At 64.3% G+C, this 15,426-nt stretch carries 14 protein-coding genes and 1 pseudogene; 8 read left to right on the plus strand and 7 right to left on the minus strand.

Translation table 11 applies throughout. The features are described 5' to 3' along the window. Genes KVS71_RS00975 through KVS71_RS00985 form a run of 3 tightly spaced genes read left to right on the plus strand, consistent with a single transcriptional unit; the run spans position 1 to position 3,800 of the window. Positions 1 to 1,860, plus strand: coding sequence for an iron ABC transporter permease (locus KVS71_RS00975; RefSeq protein WP_306663901.1), 1,860 nt, complete (start codon positions 1 to 3; stop codon positions 1,858 to 1,860). Next, positions 1,857 to 2,879, plus strand: a complete 1,023-nt coding sequence (locus KVS71_RS00980) for a LacI family DNA-binding transcriptional regulator (RefSeq protein ID WP_217582916.1) — start codon at positions 1,857 to 1,859, stop codon at positions 2,877 to 2,879. Before KVS71_RS00975 ends, KVS71_RS00980 begins: the two co-directional genes overlap by 4 nt. A 42-nt stretch (positions 2,880 to 2,921) precedes the next feature. Continuing rightward, a complete protein-coding gene (locus tag KVS71_RS00985) occupies positions 2,922 to 3,800 on the plus strand; it encodes a metallophosphoesterase (RefSeq protein ID WP_217582920.1) in 879 nt (292 codons plus the stop codon). Between the two features lie 4 nt (positions 3,801 to 3,804). Here the strand turns inward: KVS71_RS00985 and KVS71_RS00990 are convergent, their stop codons facing one another. After that, complete coding sequence (locus tag KVS71_RS00990) at positions 3,805 to 4,317, minus strand: hypothetical protein (RefSeq protein WP_217582921.1); 513 nt, start codon at positions 4,315 to 4,317, stop codon at positions 3,805 to 3,807. Between the two features lie 140 nt (positions 4,318 to 4,457). Between KVS71_RS00990 and KVS71_RS00995 the strand changes: the two genes are divergently transcribed. Beyond that, on the plus strand, positions 4,458 to 5,960 hold the full coding sequence (locus KVS71_RS00995) for a SulP family inorganic anion transporter (RefSeq protein ID WP_217582922.1): 1,503 nt from the start codon (positions 4,458 to 4,460) through the stop codon (positions 5,958 to 5,960). Between the two features lie 214 nt (positions 5,961 to 6,174). Here KVS71_RS00995 and KVS71_RS01000 read toward each other — a convergent pair whose 3' ends face one another. From KVS71_RS01000 to KVS71_RS01020, 6 genes and pseudogenes are all read right to left on the minus strand, one after another. Next, entirely contained in the window at positions 6,175 to 7,143 is a 969-nt protein-coding gene (locus KVS71_RS01000; protein ID WP_217582923.1) for a PIN-like domain-containing protein, read from the minus strand. Beyond that, on the minus strand, positions 7,133 to 8,728 hold the full coding sequence (locus KVS71_RS01005; protein WP_217582925.1) for a DUF262 domain-containing protein: 1,596 nt from the start codon (positions 8,726 to 8,728) through the stop codon (positions 7,133 to 7,135). The genes KVS71_RS01000 and KVS71_RS01005 overlap by 11 nt, the downstream gene beginning before the upstream one ends. 273 nt (positions 8,729 to 9,001) lie before the next feature. Further along, the gene (locus KVS71_RS01010; RefSeq protein ID WP_217582926.1) at positions 9,002 to 9,946 is read right to left on the minus strand and encodes a hypothetical protein; all 945 of its coding nucleotides are present in this window, start codon (positions 9,944 to 9,946) and stop codon (positions 9,002 to 9,004) included. Next, positions 9,946 to 11,529: an N-6 DNA methylase gene (locus KVS71_RS01015; protein ID WP_217582927.1), complete on the minus strand. Its 1,584-nt coding sequence runs from the start codon at positions 11,527 to 11,529 to the stop codon at positions 9,946 to 9,948. The genes KVS71_RS01010 and KVS71_RS01015 overlap by 1 nt, the downstream gene beginning before the upstream one ends. Positions 11,530 to 11,906: 377 nt before the next feature. Continuing rightward, a pseudogene (locus KVS71_RS19915) lies at positions 11,907 to 12,072 on the minus strand (IS481 family transposase); the annotation flags it as partial. Between the two features lie 104 nt (positions 12,073 to 12,176). Further along, positions 12,177 to 12,782 (minus strand): MerR family transcriptional regulator, encoded by a 606-nt coding sequence (locus KVS71_RS01020; RefSeq protein ID WP_217582929.1) that lies wholly within the window; start codon positions 12,780 to 12,782, stop codon positions 12,177 to 12,179. 70 nt (positions 12,783 to 12,852) lie between these two features. Between KVS71_RS01020 and KVS71_RS01025 the strand changes: the two genes are divergently transcribed. The 4 genes from KVS71_RS01025 to KVS71_RS01040 all read left to right on the plus strand — a co-directional run bounded on the left by KVS71_RS01025 (position 12,853) and on the right by KVS71_RS01040 (position 15,215). Then, positions 12,853 to 13,377: a DUF4188 domain-containing protein gene (locus tag KVS71_RS01025; RefSeq protein ID WP_217582933.1), complete on the plus strand. Its 525-nt coding sequence runs from the start codon at positions 12,853 to 12,855 to the stop codon at positions 13,375 to 13,377. Positions 13,378 to 13,540: 163 nt separating this feature from the next. Continuing rightward, the gene (locus KVS71_RS01030) at positions 13,541 to 14,179 is read left to right on the plus strand and encodes a hypothetical protein (protein WP_217582935.1); all 639 of its coding nucleotides are present in this window, start codon (positions 13,541 to 13,543) and stop codon (positions 14,177 to 14,179) included. A gap of 160 nt (positions 14,180 to 14,339) precedes the next feature. Further along, positions 14,340 to 14,555: a hypothetical protein gene (locus KVS71_RS01035; RefSeq protein ID WP_217582936.1), complete on the plus strand. Its 216-nt coding sequence runs from the start codon at positions 14,340 to 14,342 to the stop codon at positions 14,553 to 14,555. Positions 14,556 to 14,930: 375 nt separating this feature from the next. Beyond that, the gene (locus tag KVS71_RS01040; protein WP_217582938.1) at positions 14,931 to 15,215 is read left to right on the plus strand and encodes a hypothetical protein; all 285 of its coding nucleotides are present in this window, start codon (positions 14,931 to 14,933) and stop codon (positions 15,213 to 15,215) included. The last annotated feature ends 211 nt before the right edge of the window (positions 15,216 to 15,426 follow it).

Consider the following 15,426-nt stretch of genomic DNA (forward strand, 5'->3'; position numbering starts at 1 on the left):
ATGAGCGCTCCGCAGAACGACTCCCGTCCGGTGCCGCCGCCGTCCGCGGCGATGACCGACACCCCCGGCGCCCTGACGACTGAGGCCGCCGAGGCGGGCACCGCGACGAAGCCCCGCCTCCGCCGCGGACGGCCCGGCAGCCTGCGCGCGATGCTCCGCTCTCCGCTGGCCTGGGTGACCGGCATCGTCGTGATCTGGTTCGCCGCCGCCTTCCTCGTGCTGCCGAACGCCGAACTGCTCGCCGCGACCTTCTTCCCGGACGGCCAGTTCAGCATCCGCGCCGTCGAGAAGCTGCTCGGCAGCGAGCGCGCGCTGAAGACGCTCGGCAACAGCTTCCTCCTCGCGATCACGCTGTCCGTCACGGTGAATGTCGTCGGGGTGTTCATCGTGCTGGTGACGCAGTACTTCCAGGTGCGCGGCGCGAAACTCCTCTGGCTCGGATACGCCACCACCCTGATCTACGGCGGCATCGTGCTCGCCGCCGGCTACAACTTCATCTACGGGAAATTCGGCTTCATCACGAACCTGATGGTGAACATCTGGCCGGACATGAACCGGGACTGGTTCTCCGGCTACTTCGCGGTCGTGTTCGTGATGACGTTCGCGACGACGACGAACCACATGCTGTTCCTGTCCTCGTCGCTCGGCAAGGTGGACTACGCGTCGATCGAGGCGGCGAAGCTCATGGGCGCGTCGACCTGGACGATCCTGCGCCGCATCGTGCTGCCGGTCATGAAGCCGATGCTCTTCGCGGTCACGGTGCTGACGTTCCTCATCGGTCTCGGGGCCCTCACCGCGCCCCTCGTGCTCGGCGGGCCGGACTTCCAGACCGTCGCGCCTCTCATCATCGACCTGTCGCGCAGCCCGATCACCCGCGACATCGCGGCGCTGCTGGCGATCGTGCTCGGTGTCGCGACCATCATCCTGCTCGCGATCATGAACCGCGCCGAGAAGTCGGGGGTGTACTTCTCGGTGGCGAAGGTGGCGACGCCGATCCAGAAGCAGCGGATCCGCAACCCGTTCGCGAACGCCGTCGTGCACGTGGTCGCCTACCTGCTCTGGGTGATCTACCTCATCCCGGTCGTGCTCATCGTGATCTTCTCGTTCGTGGACGCGCGGAGCATCCTCGCCGGATCGATCACGCTCGACAGCTTCACGCTCGACAACTACATCACCGTGTTCTCCAGCGCGGCGGCCCTCCGTCCGTTCATCGTGAGCGTCGTCTACAGCGCCCTCGCCGCGGTCATCGTGGTGGGCGGGCTGCTGTTCGTCGCGCGGATGATGCAGAAGCACCGCAACCTGCTCACCACGGCCATCGAGTACGTGCTGCACATCCCGTGGATCCTGCCGATCGTGCTGATCGCGCTGGCCTTCGTGATGGCGTTCGACGCGCCGCAGCCGTTCGTCGGCAACATCGTGCTCACGGGGACGCCGGTGCTGCTGCTCGTCGCGTACATCTGCGTGAAGATCCCCTTCACGCTGCGGCTGCTCAAGGCCGGGTTCGCGTCCGTGCCGGACTCCCTGGAAGACGCCTCGCGCATCCTCGGCGCCCGCTCGCTGACCACGTTCCGGCGCGTGCTCATCCCGCTCGTGCTGCCGACCGCGGCCGCGATCACGGCGCTGAACTTCAACAGCCTGCTCGACGACTACGACGCCGCGATCTTCCTCTACCACCCGCTGTACAAGCCGCTCGGGGTCGCGATCCAGGAGAGCACGCGCGGGGAGAACAACCTCGACGCGATGCCCATCACGTTCGTCTACACCGTGCTGCTCATGATCATCATGGGTGTCACCATGTATCTCGTGTATGGACGAGGTTCGCGCGCCGGAGCGCCCCGCCGACGGAAGCAGCGCGCATGAGCGGGACGGAGGCCGGGACGCCCGCCCTGCGGGTCACGATCAGCGACGTCGCCGCGGCGGCCGGGGTGTCCCGCGCGACGGCGACCAGGGCACTGAAGGGCGAGGGGCGGTTCGCGCCGGAGACGCAGGAGCGCATCCTGGAGGCGGCCGAGCGGCTCGGGTACGTGCGCAACACGATGGCCGCCGAGCTCGCCGCCGGACGCACCGGCACCGTCGGCCTCATGCTGCGCGACGCGAGCAACCCCGCGTACGGTCTGCTCTTCTCCCGGTTGCAGGAGGAGGCGCATCAGCGCGGCCTCGACCTCGTGACCGTCACGATCGGCGCCGACGAACAGGGCGCCAAGCAGGTGAATGCGCTGCACCGGCTGCTCGGCATGCGCGTCGCGGGACTCATCGTCGCCACCGGCGGCATCTCCGCGGCGCAGCTCGAGCCCTTCGCCGACCAGGTGCCGATCCTGCGTGCCGGGCGCGTGGAGTCAGCGGGCCGCATCCACACCGCCCACTACGACGACGAGGGCCACGGACGTCTGCTCGCGGAGCACATCGTGGGGCTCGGTCACCGGACCGTCGTCGTGCTCGCCGGAAGTCCCGACGCGTCGTACCCGGAGCACCTGCGCGCGCTCGCGATGCAGGAAGTGCTGACGGGGGCCGGCGTCGCCGTGACGATGATCTCGGCCGGCGCGCGTCCCGAGGACGGCGTCGACGAAGCCCTCGCCGCCTTGCGAGCCGGGGCGACTGCCGTCATGTGCGCCTCGGACTACCGGCAGCTCGCCGTCATGCGCGCCGCCCGCGCGGCCGAGCTCCGCGTGCCGGAGGACGTGAGCGTGACCGGGTGCGACGGCATCCTGCCCGGCGCCGATCTGCTCGGGCTCACCACGCTGCGGATCCCCGTGGAGGCGGTGGCGGCGGCCGCCGTCGAGACCATGCAGCAGCTGCTCACCGCGGACGAGCCGGAGACGCTCGTGCGCCGCTCGTTCACGGGAGCCCTCGTCCCCGGCTCCACGGCCGCCGCCGTCTGACATCTGCCCCGACCTGACTCCGTCCGCCGACCAGGAAGAGACATGATCCTCACCGAACACCCTCGCCCGTCGCACACCTTCGTGCACATCTCCGACACGCACCTGCCCGGTGAACGGTCGCCGCTGTACGGCAGCGGGGCCGACGCCGACGCGAACCTGGCGGAGATGCTCGACCGGCTCGTCGCCTCGGGGCTCCGTCCCGACGCGCTGCTGTTCACGGGAGACCTGACGGACCGGGGCGATGCCGCCGCCTATGAGCGACTGCGCGAGCTCGTGACGCCCACCGCCGATGCGCTCGGCTGCGAGGTCGTGTGGGCGGCCGGCAACCATGACGACCGCCGTGCCATGCGATCGGAGCTCGGACTCGCGGGGGCGGGTGACGAGCCGATCGTCGAGGTGCGGTGGTTCGGGGGGATGCGCGTCATCGTCGTCGATTCGACGGTGCCCGGCGCGCATTGGGGGGAGGTGCCGTCGTCGCAGCTGGTTCGGCTGGAGGGAGAGCTGTCGACGGCGGCACCGCAGGGCACGCTGCTGCTCATCCACCATCCGCCCCTGCCCACCGTGCTCGACCTCGCCGTGACGGTCGAGCTGCGGGATCAGGACGCGCTGGCCGCGGCGCTGCGGGGGTCGGACGTGCGAGGCATCCTGTCGGGGCATGTGCACCATCCGTCGTTCGGCACCTTCGCCGGGATCCCTGTCGCCGTGGCCTCGTCGAGCGCGTACGGGCAGGACCTCGCGCAGCCGGTGGGTGCCACCCGCGGACAGGACGCCGCGCAGGGCTACAACCTCGTGCACGTGTACGCCGACACCATCGTGCACTCCGCCGTCTCGCTCGAGCGCGGGGCGGACGTCGGCGAGCCGGTCGCCGCCGACGAGGCCGGGCGACGGATCGCCGGCGTCGGGATCGACTGGCGCGACTAGGCGGTCACGAGGTCGTCATCGGCGTCACCTCGACGTCGATCGAGCCGAACGGGAACGGGCTGACGACGCTCCAGGAGTCGCCGGTGAACTGCTCGATCGGGATCAGCGCGAACCAGACGTGCGAGATGATGATCGCCGCCACGACGAACAGCCCGACTCCGCGCAGGGTCCACTCCAGGGTGCGAAGCGCCGCGCGCTCGTCAGTCGCCTTCATCACGCGACCCAGCGCGAGCAGCACGATGACGGCGATGGCGATGTAGACGAGGGGGCTCGGCGCGAGCGTGAGCTGGATGCACTGCGGAGCCTCGCCCACGGGCTGACCCGCGGAGTCGATGAACCCGCCGTTCGCGTCGACGCCGCCGGGGCAGATGCCCTTGCTGGCGGTCATGAACACGGGGTAGAGGAACGCGGCGATCAGCGACCAGAGGAGGACGCGACGGATCGCGGCGACGACCACGGCCCCGGGGAGCGTGGCGGATGCCGTGTCCGGGGACGTGGAGGGGGCGAGCGACGACATGCGGGGCTCCTCTCGGCGGTCGTGTTCATCCTGGCGGATGTGAGGGGTGGGGTGGAAGGGGCGCGGGGTGGGCGACTTGCGCATCAGTCATAGGCTGGAACGTCTGCCTCTTTCTGTGAGGCGCCTTCCCCTGGAGCTCCATGTCTGCAACGACGGTCGACGACCGCGCCCGCTATCGCGCCCACCCTTCGGTGCTCGATGCCCTGAAGAATCCGCGACTGCTGACGCGAGAGGTGCTGGCCGGGCTCGTCGTCGGACTCGCGCTGATCCCGGAAGCGATCGCGTTCTCGGTGATCGCGGGCGTCGACCCGAAGGTGGGGCTGTTCTCGTCGTTCATCATGGCGGTGTCGATCGCGTTCCTCGGCGGCCGACCGGCGATGGTCACCGCGGCGACCGGAGCCGTGGCGCTCGTGATCGCTCCCGTCGCGCCGACGTACGGGCTCGACTACTTCATCGCGACGGTCATCCTCGCCGGCATCTTCCAGGTGGTCCTCGGGGTGCTCGGCGTCGCGAAGCTGATGCGCTTCATCCCGCGCAGCGTGATGGTCGGGTTCGTGAACGCGCTCGCGATCTTCGTGTTCAGCTCGCAGTTCCCGCAGCTCATCGACGTGCCGTGGCTGGTGTATCCGCTGGTGGCGCTCGGCATCGTCGTGATGCTCATGATGCCGAAGCTCACCAAGATCGTGCCGGCGCCGCTGGTGTCGGTCATCATCGTGACGGGCGTCGTGCTCGCCTTCGGGATCACGGTGCCGACGGTCGGCGATCAGGGCGAGCTGCCTCGGAGCCTGCCGTCGCTGTTCATCCCGAACGTTCCGCTGACATGGGAGACGTTCACGATCATCGCGCCGTTCGCGCTCGGGGTCGCGCTCGTCGGGCTCATGGAGTCGCTACTCACCGCGAAGCTCGTCGACGAGATCACCGACACCCACTCGAACAAGACGCGCGAGTCGTGGGGGCAGGGCGTCGCGAACGTGCTGTCCGGCATGTTCGGCGGCATGGGCGGCTGCGCCGTGATCGGTCAGACGATGATCAACGTGAAGGCCTCGGGCGCGCGAACCCGCATCTCGACGTTCTGCGCCGGGATCTTTTTGTTCTTGTTGGTCGTGGTGTTCGGTGACTTCGTCGGGACGATCCCGATGGCGGCGCTCGTCGCCGTGATGATCATGGTCGCGATCGGGGCGTTCGACTGGCACAGCGTGCGGCCGTCGACGCTGAAGCGGATGCCGAAGAGCGAGACGTTCGTGATGGTGTCTACCGTTTTGTTGGTCTTGGTGACGCACAACCTGGCGGTCGGGGTCGTCGGTGGGGTGCTCGTCGCGTCGGTGCTGTTCGTGCGGCGGGTGGCGCACTTCGTTTCGGTTCGTCGAGTTCCGGGGCCGGCGGGCGATGTGGTGACGTATGTCGTGGAGGGGGAGCTGTTCTTCGCGTCGAGCAATGACTTGACGACGTTGTTCTCGTATACGGAGGATCCCGATCGCGTTGTCGTCGATCTGTCGGGGTCACATGTGTGGGATGCGTCGACGGTTGCGGCGCTGGATGCGATCGAGACGAAGTACGCGGGCCTGGGGAAGACGCTGGAGATCGTCGGGATGAATGACTCGAGCGGGACGATGCACGGGCGGCTGACGGGCGGGTTTGAGTAGTGGCGGTAGAAGGTCTGTGTTTCATTGTCCAGATGAGTCTCCACAGTCGGGCGATCCGCTTGCTGTCGCAGCCGTCCGACATCACCAGCACAGCGAAGTAGCTCATCCCGCTCTGCAGCTTCACATCTCCGCACGCGATGGCCTTGACTATCGTGGTGCTGGCCGCCGGAGGCTCCTGCACCATGGTGCCGTCCAGCTTGCGCTGGTGGTGTCTTCAGCCTCGGTAGGCTTCAGCAGACCCCGCAAGCTTCGCGACATTCTCGTTGGGCGCTGCGGCGGACGCCAGATTTTCCGGGACTGGAGAGTCCGCCCCCGCGCCATCGGCCAACGCGTCCGCTGCACGCTCCGCCGCTCTTTCCTCAGTGGCCCGCTTCTTCTCATCTTCGCGCACTATTCTGTTCAGCTGAGCGAAGTTAACAATCGAAAGCTCACCCTCGCAGACGGAGTAGAACTCTTCGACCAGCGAAGGATGCCCGTGAGCGGAGGTCTTCCAGTCCCGTTTCGCTTCGTTCGTCACCCAGAGATAGCGATCCCGCGGCGTTGGTTGGCCCAACATACAGCCGAGCAGGAAGTCACACCACACGAAGAAGTCTCCGCCAGAAGCGGCCGCCTTGTCTTTCTCGTCCGCGAATCCGGGCGGGAACTTGCTGAAAAGACGAACAGCCCCCAGGTCTGCGAACCGGCTCCTTGAGACGTGCGGAACCACAGCGGACGCGAGCATAGTCTTGACCAGGTCGACCGACTTCTGGAAGTATGCGGGCGATTTCGGATCCTCGAGGTCGCCCGCGACTCGGTCGACGAGACTAGCGATGTCATCGAGGACCTCCGAACCAAAGCCCGAAAAATTGGCGCGCTCGAGACGTGTCTTGAGGCTCGTGAGGTCACCCCGGAATCCGCTGCCTTCCTCCTCGGCAAACAACTGGTGATTGTTCCAGTACTCCGTCAGTGTCTGTGAGGGAACAATCAGCCTGACCCCGCTTGCTCCTAGGGTTAGGAAAAGTTGCTCAGCGGCGGGCAGGTCCTTCCTAAGGGCTTTCAGCACATTTGTGTCGATCCCGATAGCCGCTATCTCCATCAGCGAGGTGGGTAGCTCGATGCCCAGACCCTGCAGATGCGCTTCTCTCAATTCGCGACCGCGAGACAGCCGCTCATGCAAAGAGTCCTCCAAACCATCAATATTCATACCAGATCCCCGTAACAGACCTCGTCACATCAACAGACTCCAACTCGACCGCGTCAGCTGTCCACGCGCTGATATTCGGTGTCCTCTCAGATTGGAGCACTTTTGATGCAATTTTCTGAGTGACGCCTTCAGGCGTGCGCGCGCCAGGCGGCCGCCGCTCAATGGTCGTTAGAACCCAATTACCGATCATTGTGCCGATTCGATCAAACTGCTCTTCGCTAAAGCCGGGCCAGTCCTCAGCGTTCTTTGGGCGCACCAGATGCGGGTACCCTGTAAGCATTGGCGCTGGGTCGTTTTGCAGGAGTGCGGACCGGACGACGTGCGCCTGCGACCGGTTCAACCCACGCAAGAGCCGGAGTTCGAACTCCTCCTTCGTCGGACGAAGATCACGCAGCTTCTTAAGCTCCACCTCCCACGAGCCCCCGTGACGCAGCCGACGCGCTGCGCGCGTGAACTGCGCTTCGATACTGCCCGTCCCGAAGACCCCGCCAAGAGTTCCGGGGATAGCGATGTTGAGGATCGCCCGATAGAGTTCGTCGGCGTTCGTTTCGCGGCTGGCCGCGAGGAAGAGCGGCCGGAACCGGCTCATCGACAGCGCGTCAGCTAGCATAAATGCCCGCATCTGTGCTTCGCTCGACTCCAAGTCGATCCCAGGATCAAGCATCTGAAGATAGGCCGGCAGGAATGCTTCCAGATTTTCTAGCAAGCTCTCGACGCCGCCAAGGCCGCGGTATCTCTTCGACACCACGTCGTAGAGGTCACGCGGAATGACGTACCCGTGGTCGAGAGAAACGACGTGGCGGACGAAGGTGGTGAGCTGGTCAAGTTGTCCGATGGAGTCGAGCTGGCTCTCGATCTCGCTCCAACGACGGTACGTATGCTCCCGATGATCGCTGCTAGTTCCGATGAGGTGCGACTTAATTAGTTCAGTCGGAGTGAGGATTTTTCCTCGGGTATTGATCACTTCGAAAACGCGAAACGCTGCTCCCCGATCCGGATGCTTGAACACCGCGAAAGTGAGACGTTTCGTCACGAACTCACTCCACTGACCAACTCTCAGCGCCGCGTTATTGTGCTTCGTGAGATCGGCTTCGAGATGCGCGAACAGGCGCCGGTGCGCTTCGTAGATCGGCGAACTTGCGTGCTCATCCACGGCAGAGACTGAGTCTGCTCTCAGGAGAGCGCGCAGGTCAGAGCTGTCTCCCGCGTCGGTCAGTTTGATTCGCGTCACCTGAGCCTCGGTCTCGAAGTTCATGGCATACAAAAAGTCCTTGCGAAGACTCTCGGCCACCAGACGACGCCCTTGAGCCAGCGCGGCGAGTCGTAGCGCGTTCGCGAGAATCGTCAGCGTGACTAGACGCTGCTGCCCGTCCACGATCTCCTGACGCTCAGCACCATCGGCAAGGATGATCAGCCCGAGGAAGTACTCGGTATTACCCACAGCATCACTCAAGTCAGACCAGAACTCATCGATCTGAGTCTTTGGTTGCCAGCTATACCTGCGCTGGTAGTCCGGGACGAAGAACTTGCTCTCGCTGAAGAGCGTTCCTGCGCTCACCGTCGATGCATCGACTTGCGACGCCATGTCGCTCCTCCTCGCGTTACCGGCGGCATCCGCCGCGACTCACGTACCTGAACCTATCGTCCCCAGCACGGTCGCGGCGTTGAAGCGAGCCCTGTGGCGCCAGCGGATTCACGTCTCGGCCTGGCCGAGCTCCTCGCCTCGACCACTTTGGGCTGACGCTCTGGAGTCTCCAGTTGGCCGTGCGTGATGCGGTCCACCGTCCAGCATTCTTGGCGAGACTTACGATCGCTACTGTCATTTCAGACGGGCGAACCCCGTTCACCGTCTTCCCTGCTATGGCGAAGATGGGGAAGTTTCATTATGACCTAACTCATCAGACTTACCGAGGAAGACGTGATGCTCCCCGCTTGTCTGGAGCGACCGTACGAAGTCGGCTCGAAGGATCTGCATGCCCTGGTAATAGTCACGGAATGCCTTTGAGGCCGCCGCTGCCGCGTTAGCATCGTTAGTCCAGGGGATGGCTACCTCAAGATAGCGACGTCCGACATCTTCACGGTTCGTCTGCATGAAAACGACCCGCTTCCATTGATTGCGAACGGCCTTAAGCGAGAGGGCCCACAGCAGGTAGAAGCTGTCCACATTTGCATTTGGGCCAGGACGAAGTATGAGAACTTCCTTCGTCACCACCATCTCTTCCTGCCCAGGCATGAGGACTGCAAATTCACCGATGTTTTTCGAGGCTCGAACTGGAGTCACCAGGTCGAACGCCTTCAACCCAGAGGCATCGCCGCGCCAAAATCGCTCGGCAACGATTCGAGGGACGAGGTTCGTCGGGTTGATATTAACCTGGCCTGCGCGGATGTCGCTGACCTTGATGTACGGGATCTCACCGTCGCGCATATCGGCTGAGGGCGAGCCATGTCCAGGTCTAGCATCGATCATGCCGTCGCCGATCAGCTCTGCCAGCGTGCGCGGCGCGAAGCGCGCATACTTCCTGTTCTTCAAAAGCTTGACGAGCGGTTCCGTGTGTTCGTCGCTGTAGTAGGCCGGCACGCCGACCGAGTAGTGATCCGAATCGACCCATCGACTGGTCGCTCCAGCGCGTGATGCGCGAAGGGCATCGACATCGGCTTCGACCTTGTCATCGATAGTCGTCGTGCGCATGCCTGTAGCGGGATCAACTCGGAAAAGAGTATTGCCGTCCTTATTGATACCAACTGTATCGGCGAAAGAGACGTATACGAACCCGTCCTTGAACCATGCAGGCTTGTGAACCATCAGTCGGTCCCTCCCTCCCTCTTTTCTAGGACGTACAAGTTGGTCTTCGCCCGACAGAAGCCCTGAAATGCCTCCATCGGGATGTTGACAACCCCGCGCATAATGAACCGACTCTCGAGCCATTGACGGAGGTAGTCGTAGCTTGATGAAAAGAAGTACGTCTCTGGGAGGATGATGCCCAGACGGCCACCCTTCTGTAGCAGCCGATATGAGCGCTCAAGGAATACCAGTCCGAGTTCCAGATCCTTATAGGTACCCTTCCCCGCAGCGGAGGAAAGCGAGTACTTGTTGACTTCGCAGTCACGCGCGCTCATCTTCAGATTCTCACCAAAGGGCGGATTGGTGAGGACTGCGGAAAAAGCACCCTCCCTCATAGCCGACGTGAGCAGCGGGTAGTCCGCGCCCCAACGATCTTCGCGGAGCGAGTCTCCGATGTGGATATGCGCGCTACCGTCCCCGAGTACCAGCATCATGGCACGAGTCAGCTTCACGTTGATGGAGTCTTTATCAACGCCGAAGACGTTGCGGTTCGCCCAGGTACGGACCGCAGCGTCGTTGCCGATGCGAGCTGACATGTCACGGAACGCCTCGATCAGGAAGCCGCCAGTTCCGCAGGCGGGATCTATGATCTTGTCCTCTGGCTGTATATCCATGATCTTTACAGCGGCGGAGATCACCCGGGCCGGAGTGAAGTATTGTCCTTCGCCAGCCTTGAGGTTCGCACGACGGAAGATCTGGAACGCGTTCGAAACTGCCTCGGCGCCCACTTCGAGGAGATTCCAACCAGACCAGGCGAACACGACCTCCTTGATGGTGTGGTCGTCGAAGAGCAGACGAGGCGAGTGCTCGTCACGAAACACCTCCTCGCGAGTCAGCACGAGCTCATCGAACGAAGCACGTATGTGATCGGCTGTCATTTTCTCTGTGCTTCGCAGCTGAAAGAGCAGAGGCTTCGTTGGATTCAAGGACCCGAGTGTGTCGGACTCAAGCTTAAGGAGGAGTAGGTTGCAGAGCTGATCGAGCTGCATCTCCGAACGTGTCACCACGCTGTCGCGAGCAACGACGAGGTCGAGTAGCGCCTTGAACGAGGTGCGCAAGTCGGCTTCAGTTGGACGAGACAGATCGTTCCAGACGATTGCCTTAGAGGTCGCCTGGGTGAAGTCGTCGGTCGGCGAGGGAAGCTGAAGGTCATCGTGACGGGTGCACTTGAATGTGCCATCGGGCAACTTCCAGACAACCGCTGAGGACGTCCCGTTGGACCAAACGCCGAATCGCGCACGGGGCTCCCGACTCAAGTAGGTCTCGAGCTGAGAGATACCCGCGTTCCCGTTCGGTTCCTTGAACTCGAAGATCGCGAGAACGTTCTGCCAGTCGTTGGGCGCCTCAGGATCCTCGAAAAGGACGAGGTCCACGGGCCATCCTGCAAAGCCGTGCTTGCCTTCGCGTTTCGTTGCCTCGCTTGGCGCTTTCGGCACTCGCCACTCGGGTTGCCACTGCATCTGGTGGTCAACCCAACCGAGCACGCGAAGAGCCTCGATGACTGGAAGGCGCACCTGCTGGTGCTCAGGCCCGGTAAGTGCCATGTATGTGTATCTCCTCCGCGGTGGCGCGCTACGCAAATGTCAAGTAGTGGACAACGCTACCGATGCCTACATACGCTTGGTTCTGGCTCAACGTTCCGACACCGTCGCTGCATCGCGTCAGGGAATCCCGGACGGGCTCGACAAGGACCACGAACCGCATCAATCATCTCACTACACGTTGCCATCGAGCACCGGAGGTCGGTGGCCTGGTCAAGATGATGCAACAGCGTCATCCGATAGCGGGAGCGGACGCGGCTGACCGTGGAGCCATGCAGCTGATACCCGATTCGGTACAGACCGGATCGGCGGGCCCACTGCAGCGCGAAGACACCAAACTCCAGGGTGGTGGGACCAACGCGAGGCTGCCGGAAGAGCATAGAGCTGCGGCCCGTTAACGGCAGGTCGGCTGGATACCGGCGAGTCCACCGCGACGCCGTCGCCGGCGGGCATTGAGACCGCTCGGCCGCGCGGCGGCTAGCCATCACCCACGACGAGGCAAGTCAAGCGGGCTCTCTGCCCCTCGGGTATGGGATGCAGCGCCAGCGTGAGTCATGGCGACCTCCGTGGAGCGAACGTAAGCGTCAACCCACATCTTCCCGGAGGTCTTCGCTTACGTCAGGCCTCGACTCAGCGTCGAAGAATTGCGGCTAGCCGTCAAACCGCTCCCCCGAGCTCACCTGCTGCGCCACCCGCCGCAACGCCAACAACAGCGGCTCCACCAACACCGACCCCAGCACTACGTACCGCACCGCCGCCTCCGCAGACTCTTCCGGCACCCCCGCGATCTCCGCATCCGCGATCCGCCGCGCACTCGCGAGGTACTCCGCCATCACCGCCTCCGGAACCGTGAACCCGACGCGCTCCAGCCCCTGCGACGCTCGCGCGACCGCATGCAGCACCGCGGGGTCACACATCCCCGGCTTCCACCCGAGCTGGGCGGCGAGCGCCTCGGCGCCGGCGAGGTCCAAAGACTCATCCACCGGCGGGGTGATCGCGGCATGCGCGGTCCCCAGCAGCTCGTGCGGGTTCGCGGGCGGGTCATCCAGCGCCGCGACCACCCGTCGCGTCTCAGCGATGCTCACCCCCGCGTCGAGCAGTGCCCGGATGACGCGCAGCCGCTCGACGTGCTTCTCGCCGTACGCGGCCTGCGTCGCGGAGGTGCGCGCGCCCTCGGGGAGCAGTCCCTCACGCAGGTAGTACTTGATCGTCGGCACGGTCACGCCGGTCTGCGCTGACAGTTCGGAAATCCTCATGGCCACCTCTTGACTTCGATAGTAGCGCTATCCATTATGGATAGCATCGCTATCCAATCGAGGAGTCGCCATGTCGAAAGTCGTCACGGGCCGCATGACCCACCGCCACGAGGGCGAGCTCGTCGTGTTCCACATCGGGATGCAGATCAACCGCTGGTGGCGCCCTGACCTGTGGCTGCCGGCGTTCGTCGCCATGCCGCGCATGCTCCGCGAGCTCAGCACTGAGCCCGACTCCGGACTGCTCGGCTACCAACTCCTCCTCGGATCGGGTGGACCCTACGTCGTGCAGTTCTGGTCGTCGGTCGACAAGCTGTACGCCTATGCGTCGAACCCGGACCAGCAGCATCGTCCGGCGTGGACCGCCTTCAACCGCGCCGCCCGCAAGGCTCCGGGAGCGGTCGGCGTGTGGCACGAGACGTTCCTCGTCGACACCGCCGAGAGCGTGTACGTCTCGACGAAGCGCATGGGCCTCGCGGCCGCGACGGAGCATGTGCCCGTGCCGCGACGCCATGACCGCGCGCAGGCGCGGTTCACGGATGGGCGGACGGCGGCAGCCCACCCGAGAGCCGATCAATCCCAGGCCAACACTCAGTGAGCCCCTTTCGGCGCCGGGAACCGCACCATTTTCCGACACCATCGCCTGGACTACGTTCGTCATCCAAATATATTGCAATCGTCCTCATGCGTGCGCTTTACTCACTGCAGATACAGATCGCATAGGAGGATCCATGAGACGGCACATTCCTAGCCTCGGACTGGTGGCTGGCCTGAGTGTGGCTTCAACGCTGCTCCTCGCGGCTCCCGCTTCGGCCGATGCGGGACTTCTCTCCGACGCCGAAGAGTCAGCGATCCGATCCACGATGACCGAGGGCGGCATCGACCTGGAGATCCAGGATCAGCTCGTCGACAAGATGGAGCACGGCGAAGCTCCCGACTCACTTGCTGGAAAGGGCCCTGTGCGGACGATGATCGAATCCACGAGCACCGGCACTCGCACCGTCAGCATCTTCGCCGACGGTTCTCGGAGTTGGACCGAGATCGAGCTTCCAACCGGTGCGTCAGACGCAGCAACACGGTCCTCGATCAGCGGTTGCAGAAGCTCCGCGGGCTGGAAAGTTGGATGCCGGGTGGGGGTCTACGACCTCATCAGCAGCGCGACCTTCGTCATCGACTACCAGACCAGCACTTCAGGTCGCGCGAGGGTTCGCGACATGCGATCGCTCACCTGCGACAACGTCGCCGGCTCCTGCACCCGATCGGGCAGCATCAAGCGGGCGACGCAGAGCGCCGCGGGCCCGGCATGGGCGGAACTCCGGTACACCGCGAACTTGGCCTGGGCAACCACAAAGGGCTCTATCGGGATCCGCGTAAGCGGCACATCCGTCTCCACCTATTGAACGCCGCCAGCGCTGCAGCACGAAGGAACCCCAATGTTCGGAAACGTCTTCGCCGTAACCGTTATCCTCCTGTGGCTCGTCGTCGTCGGCGGTGCGGGGTACGCCATCTTCCTCTTGGGAAGAGCGGCCTACCGCCGGCTTCGGCACAACTCTCGTCGTGATGTCGAGCAGAAGCGACGTGGGAGCCCGCACCTTCGTTGACGATCCGCTCGGAGGCGACCGCTCGTGGTTCTCGATGGTCTCGCAACGACGCCAGAACCTCGTCGGGACGCTGAGCACATGGAGCATCTTCGCGCTGAGCCTCATCCCCACGCTGGCGTCCTGCTCTCCCGGGGACATGCCGCGTTCGTCGCCGAGCCCGACGACGCGACGTTGACGCACGCGTCTTTCGCTCGCACCGAGCTACACGAGAAGGGAGCCACGATGTTCGTCGGCCAAAAGCCCAGCCCCAGACACTGTCCAGGTCACTGCCACCCAACCGTATGTGGTTCCGGGCTTGGTGTGGTGGGTCGACACGTACCGAGGAGGTCCCTGCAGATGAGGGATGTGCCGCGAACCTGGAGGGGAGTGATCACAGAGCGCGGGCGCGAACGGGCGCTGACAATCGCGATGGGCCTGCTGATCGCAGCAGCCACGGTGCTCTCAGTGCTCTATCCCCCTACAGGGCCATGGTTGTTCGTGACCACCGCGCTGATCGGTGCCGCGTGGTACCTGCACATGATGAGGCGTTGGCTAACCCGAAGGGTGACGAATGGCCGGAATCCCGATGGTGCGTGACGTGCGATCGGAGCAGCCGCTCGTCGTCGAGCATTCGACGTGGTTCGAAACGATCACACACCCCCGCCGCCATCTCGTCGCGACCCTGTGCGTTTGGGGCTGGTTCGTCGCGGTGCTCGCAGGCGCGGACTCTGTGCCGCAGCTCGCTCCGGCGCTCGAAGCGACTGCGGCGACGGGCGCCGCCGTGTGGCACTTCGCGATGATGAGGCGATATCTCGACGCGCCCCGGAATTCCTTGCCGCCCGGACCCATGTCGTGATCCCCAGCCGGGCTGCCGTCGCGGAGGTGGCGCCAGCCCTCATCCATTCCACCCCACGCGCCACCGGCGACCAGCGCGCCGACAACATCGTCAAGACTGGTCTGCTTCCAGGTGGCCGAAGGCGACTTCTGAGGCCCGCCCGTTCGCGTTCAGTGTTTCGACGCGATCCTTTTCCCGAATCTGTGTCCTCTGCGCTGGTGGTCGTCCGTCG

It is taken from the genome of Microbacterium sp. GbtcB4 (assembly GCF_019091465.1).
Classification (GTDB): Bacteria; Actinomycetota; Actinomycetes; order Actinomycetales; family Microbacteriaceae; genus Microbacterium; species Microbacterium paraoxydans.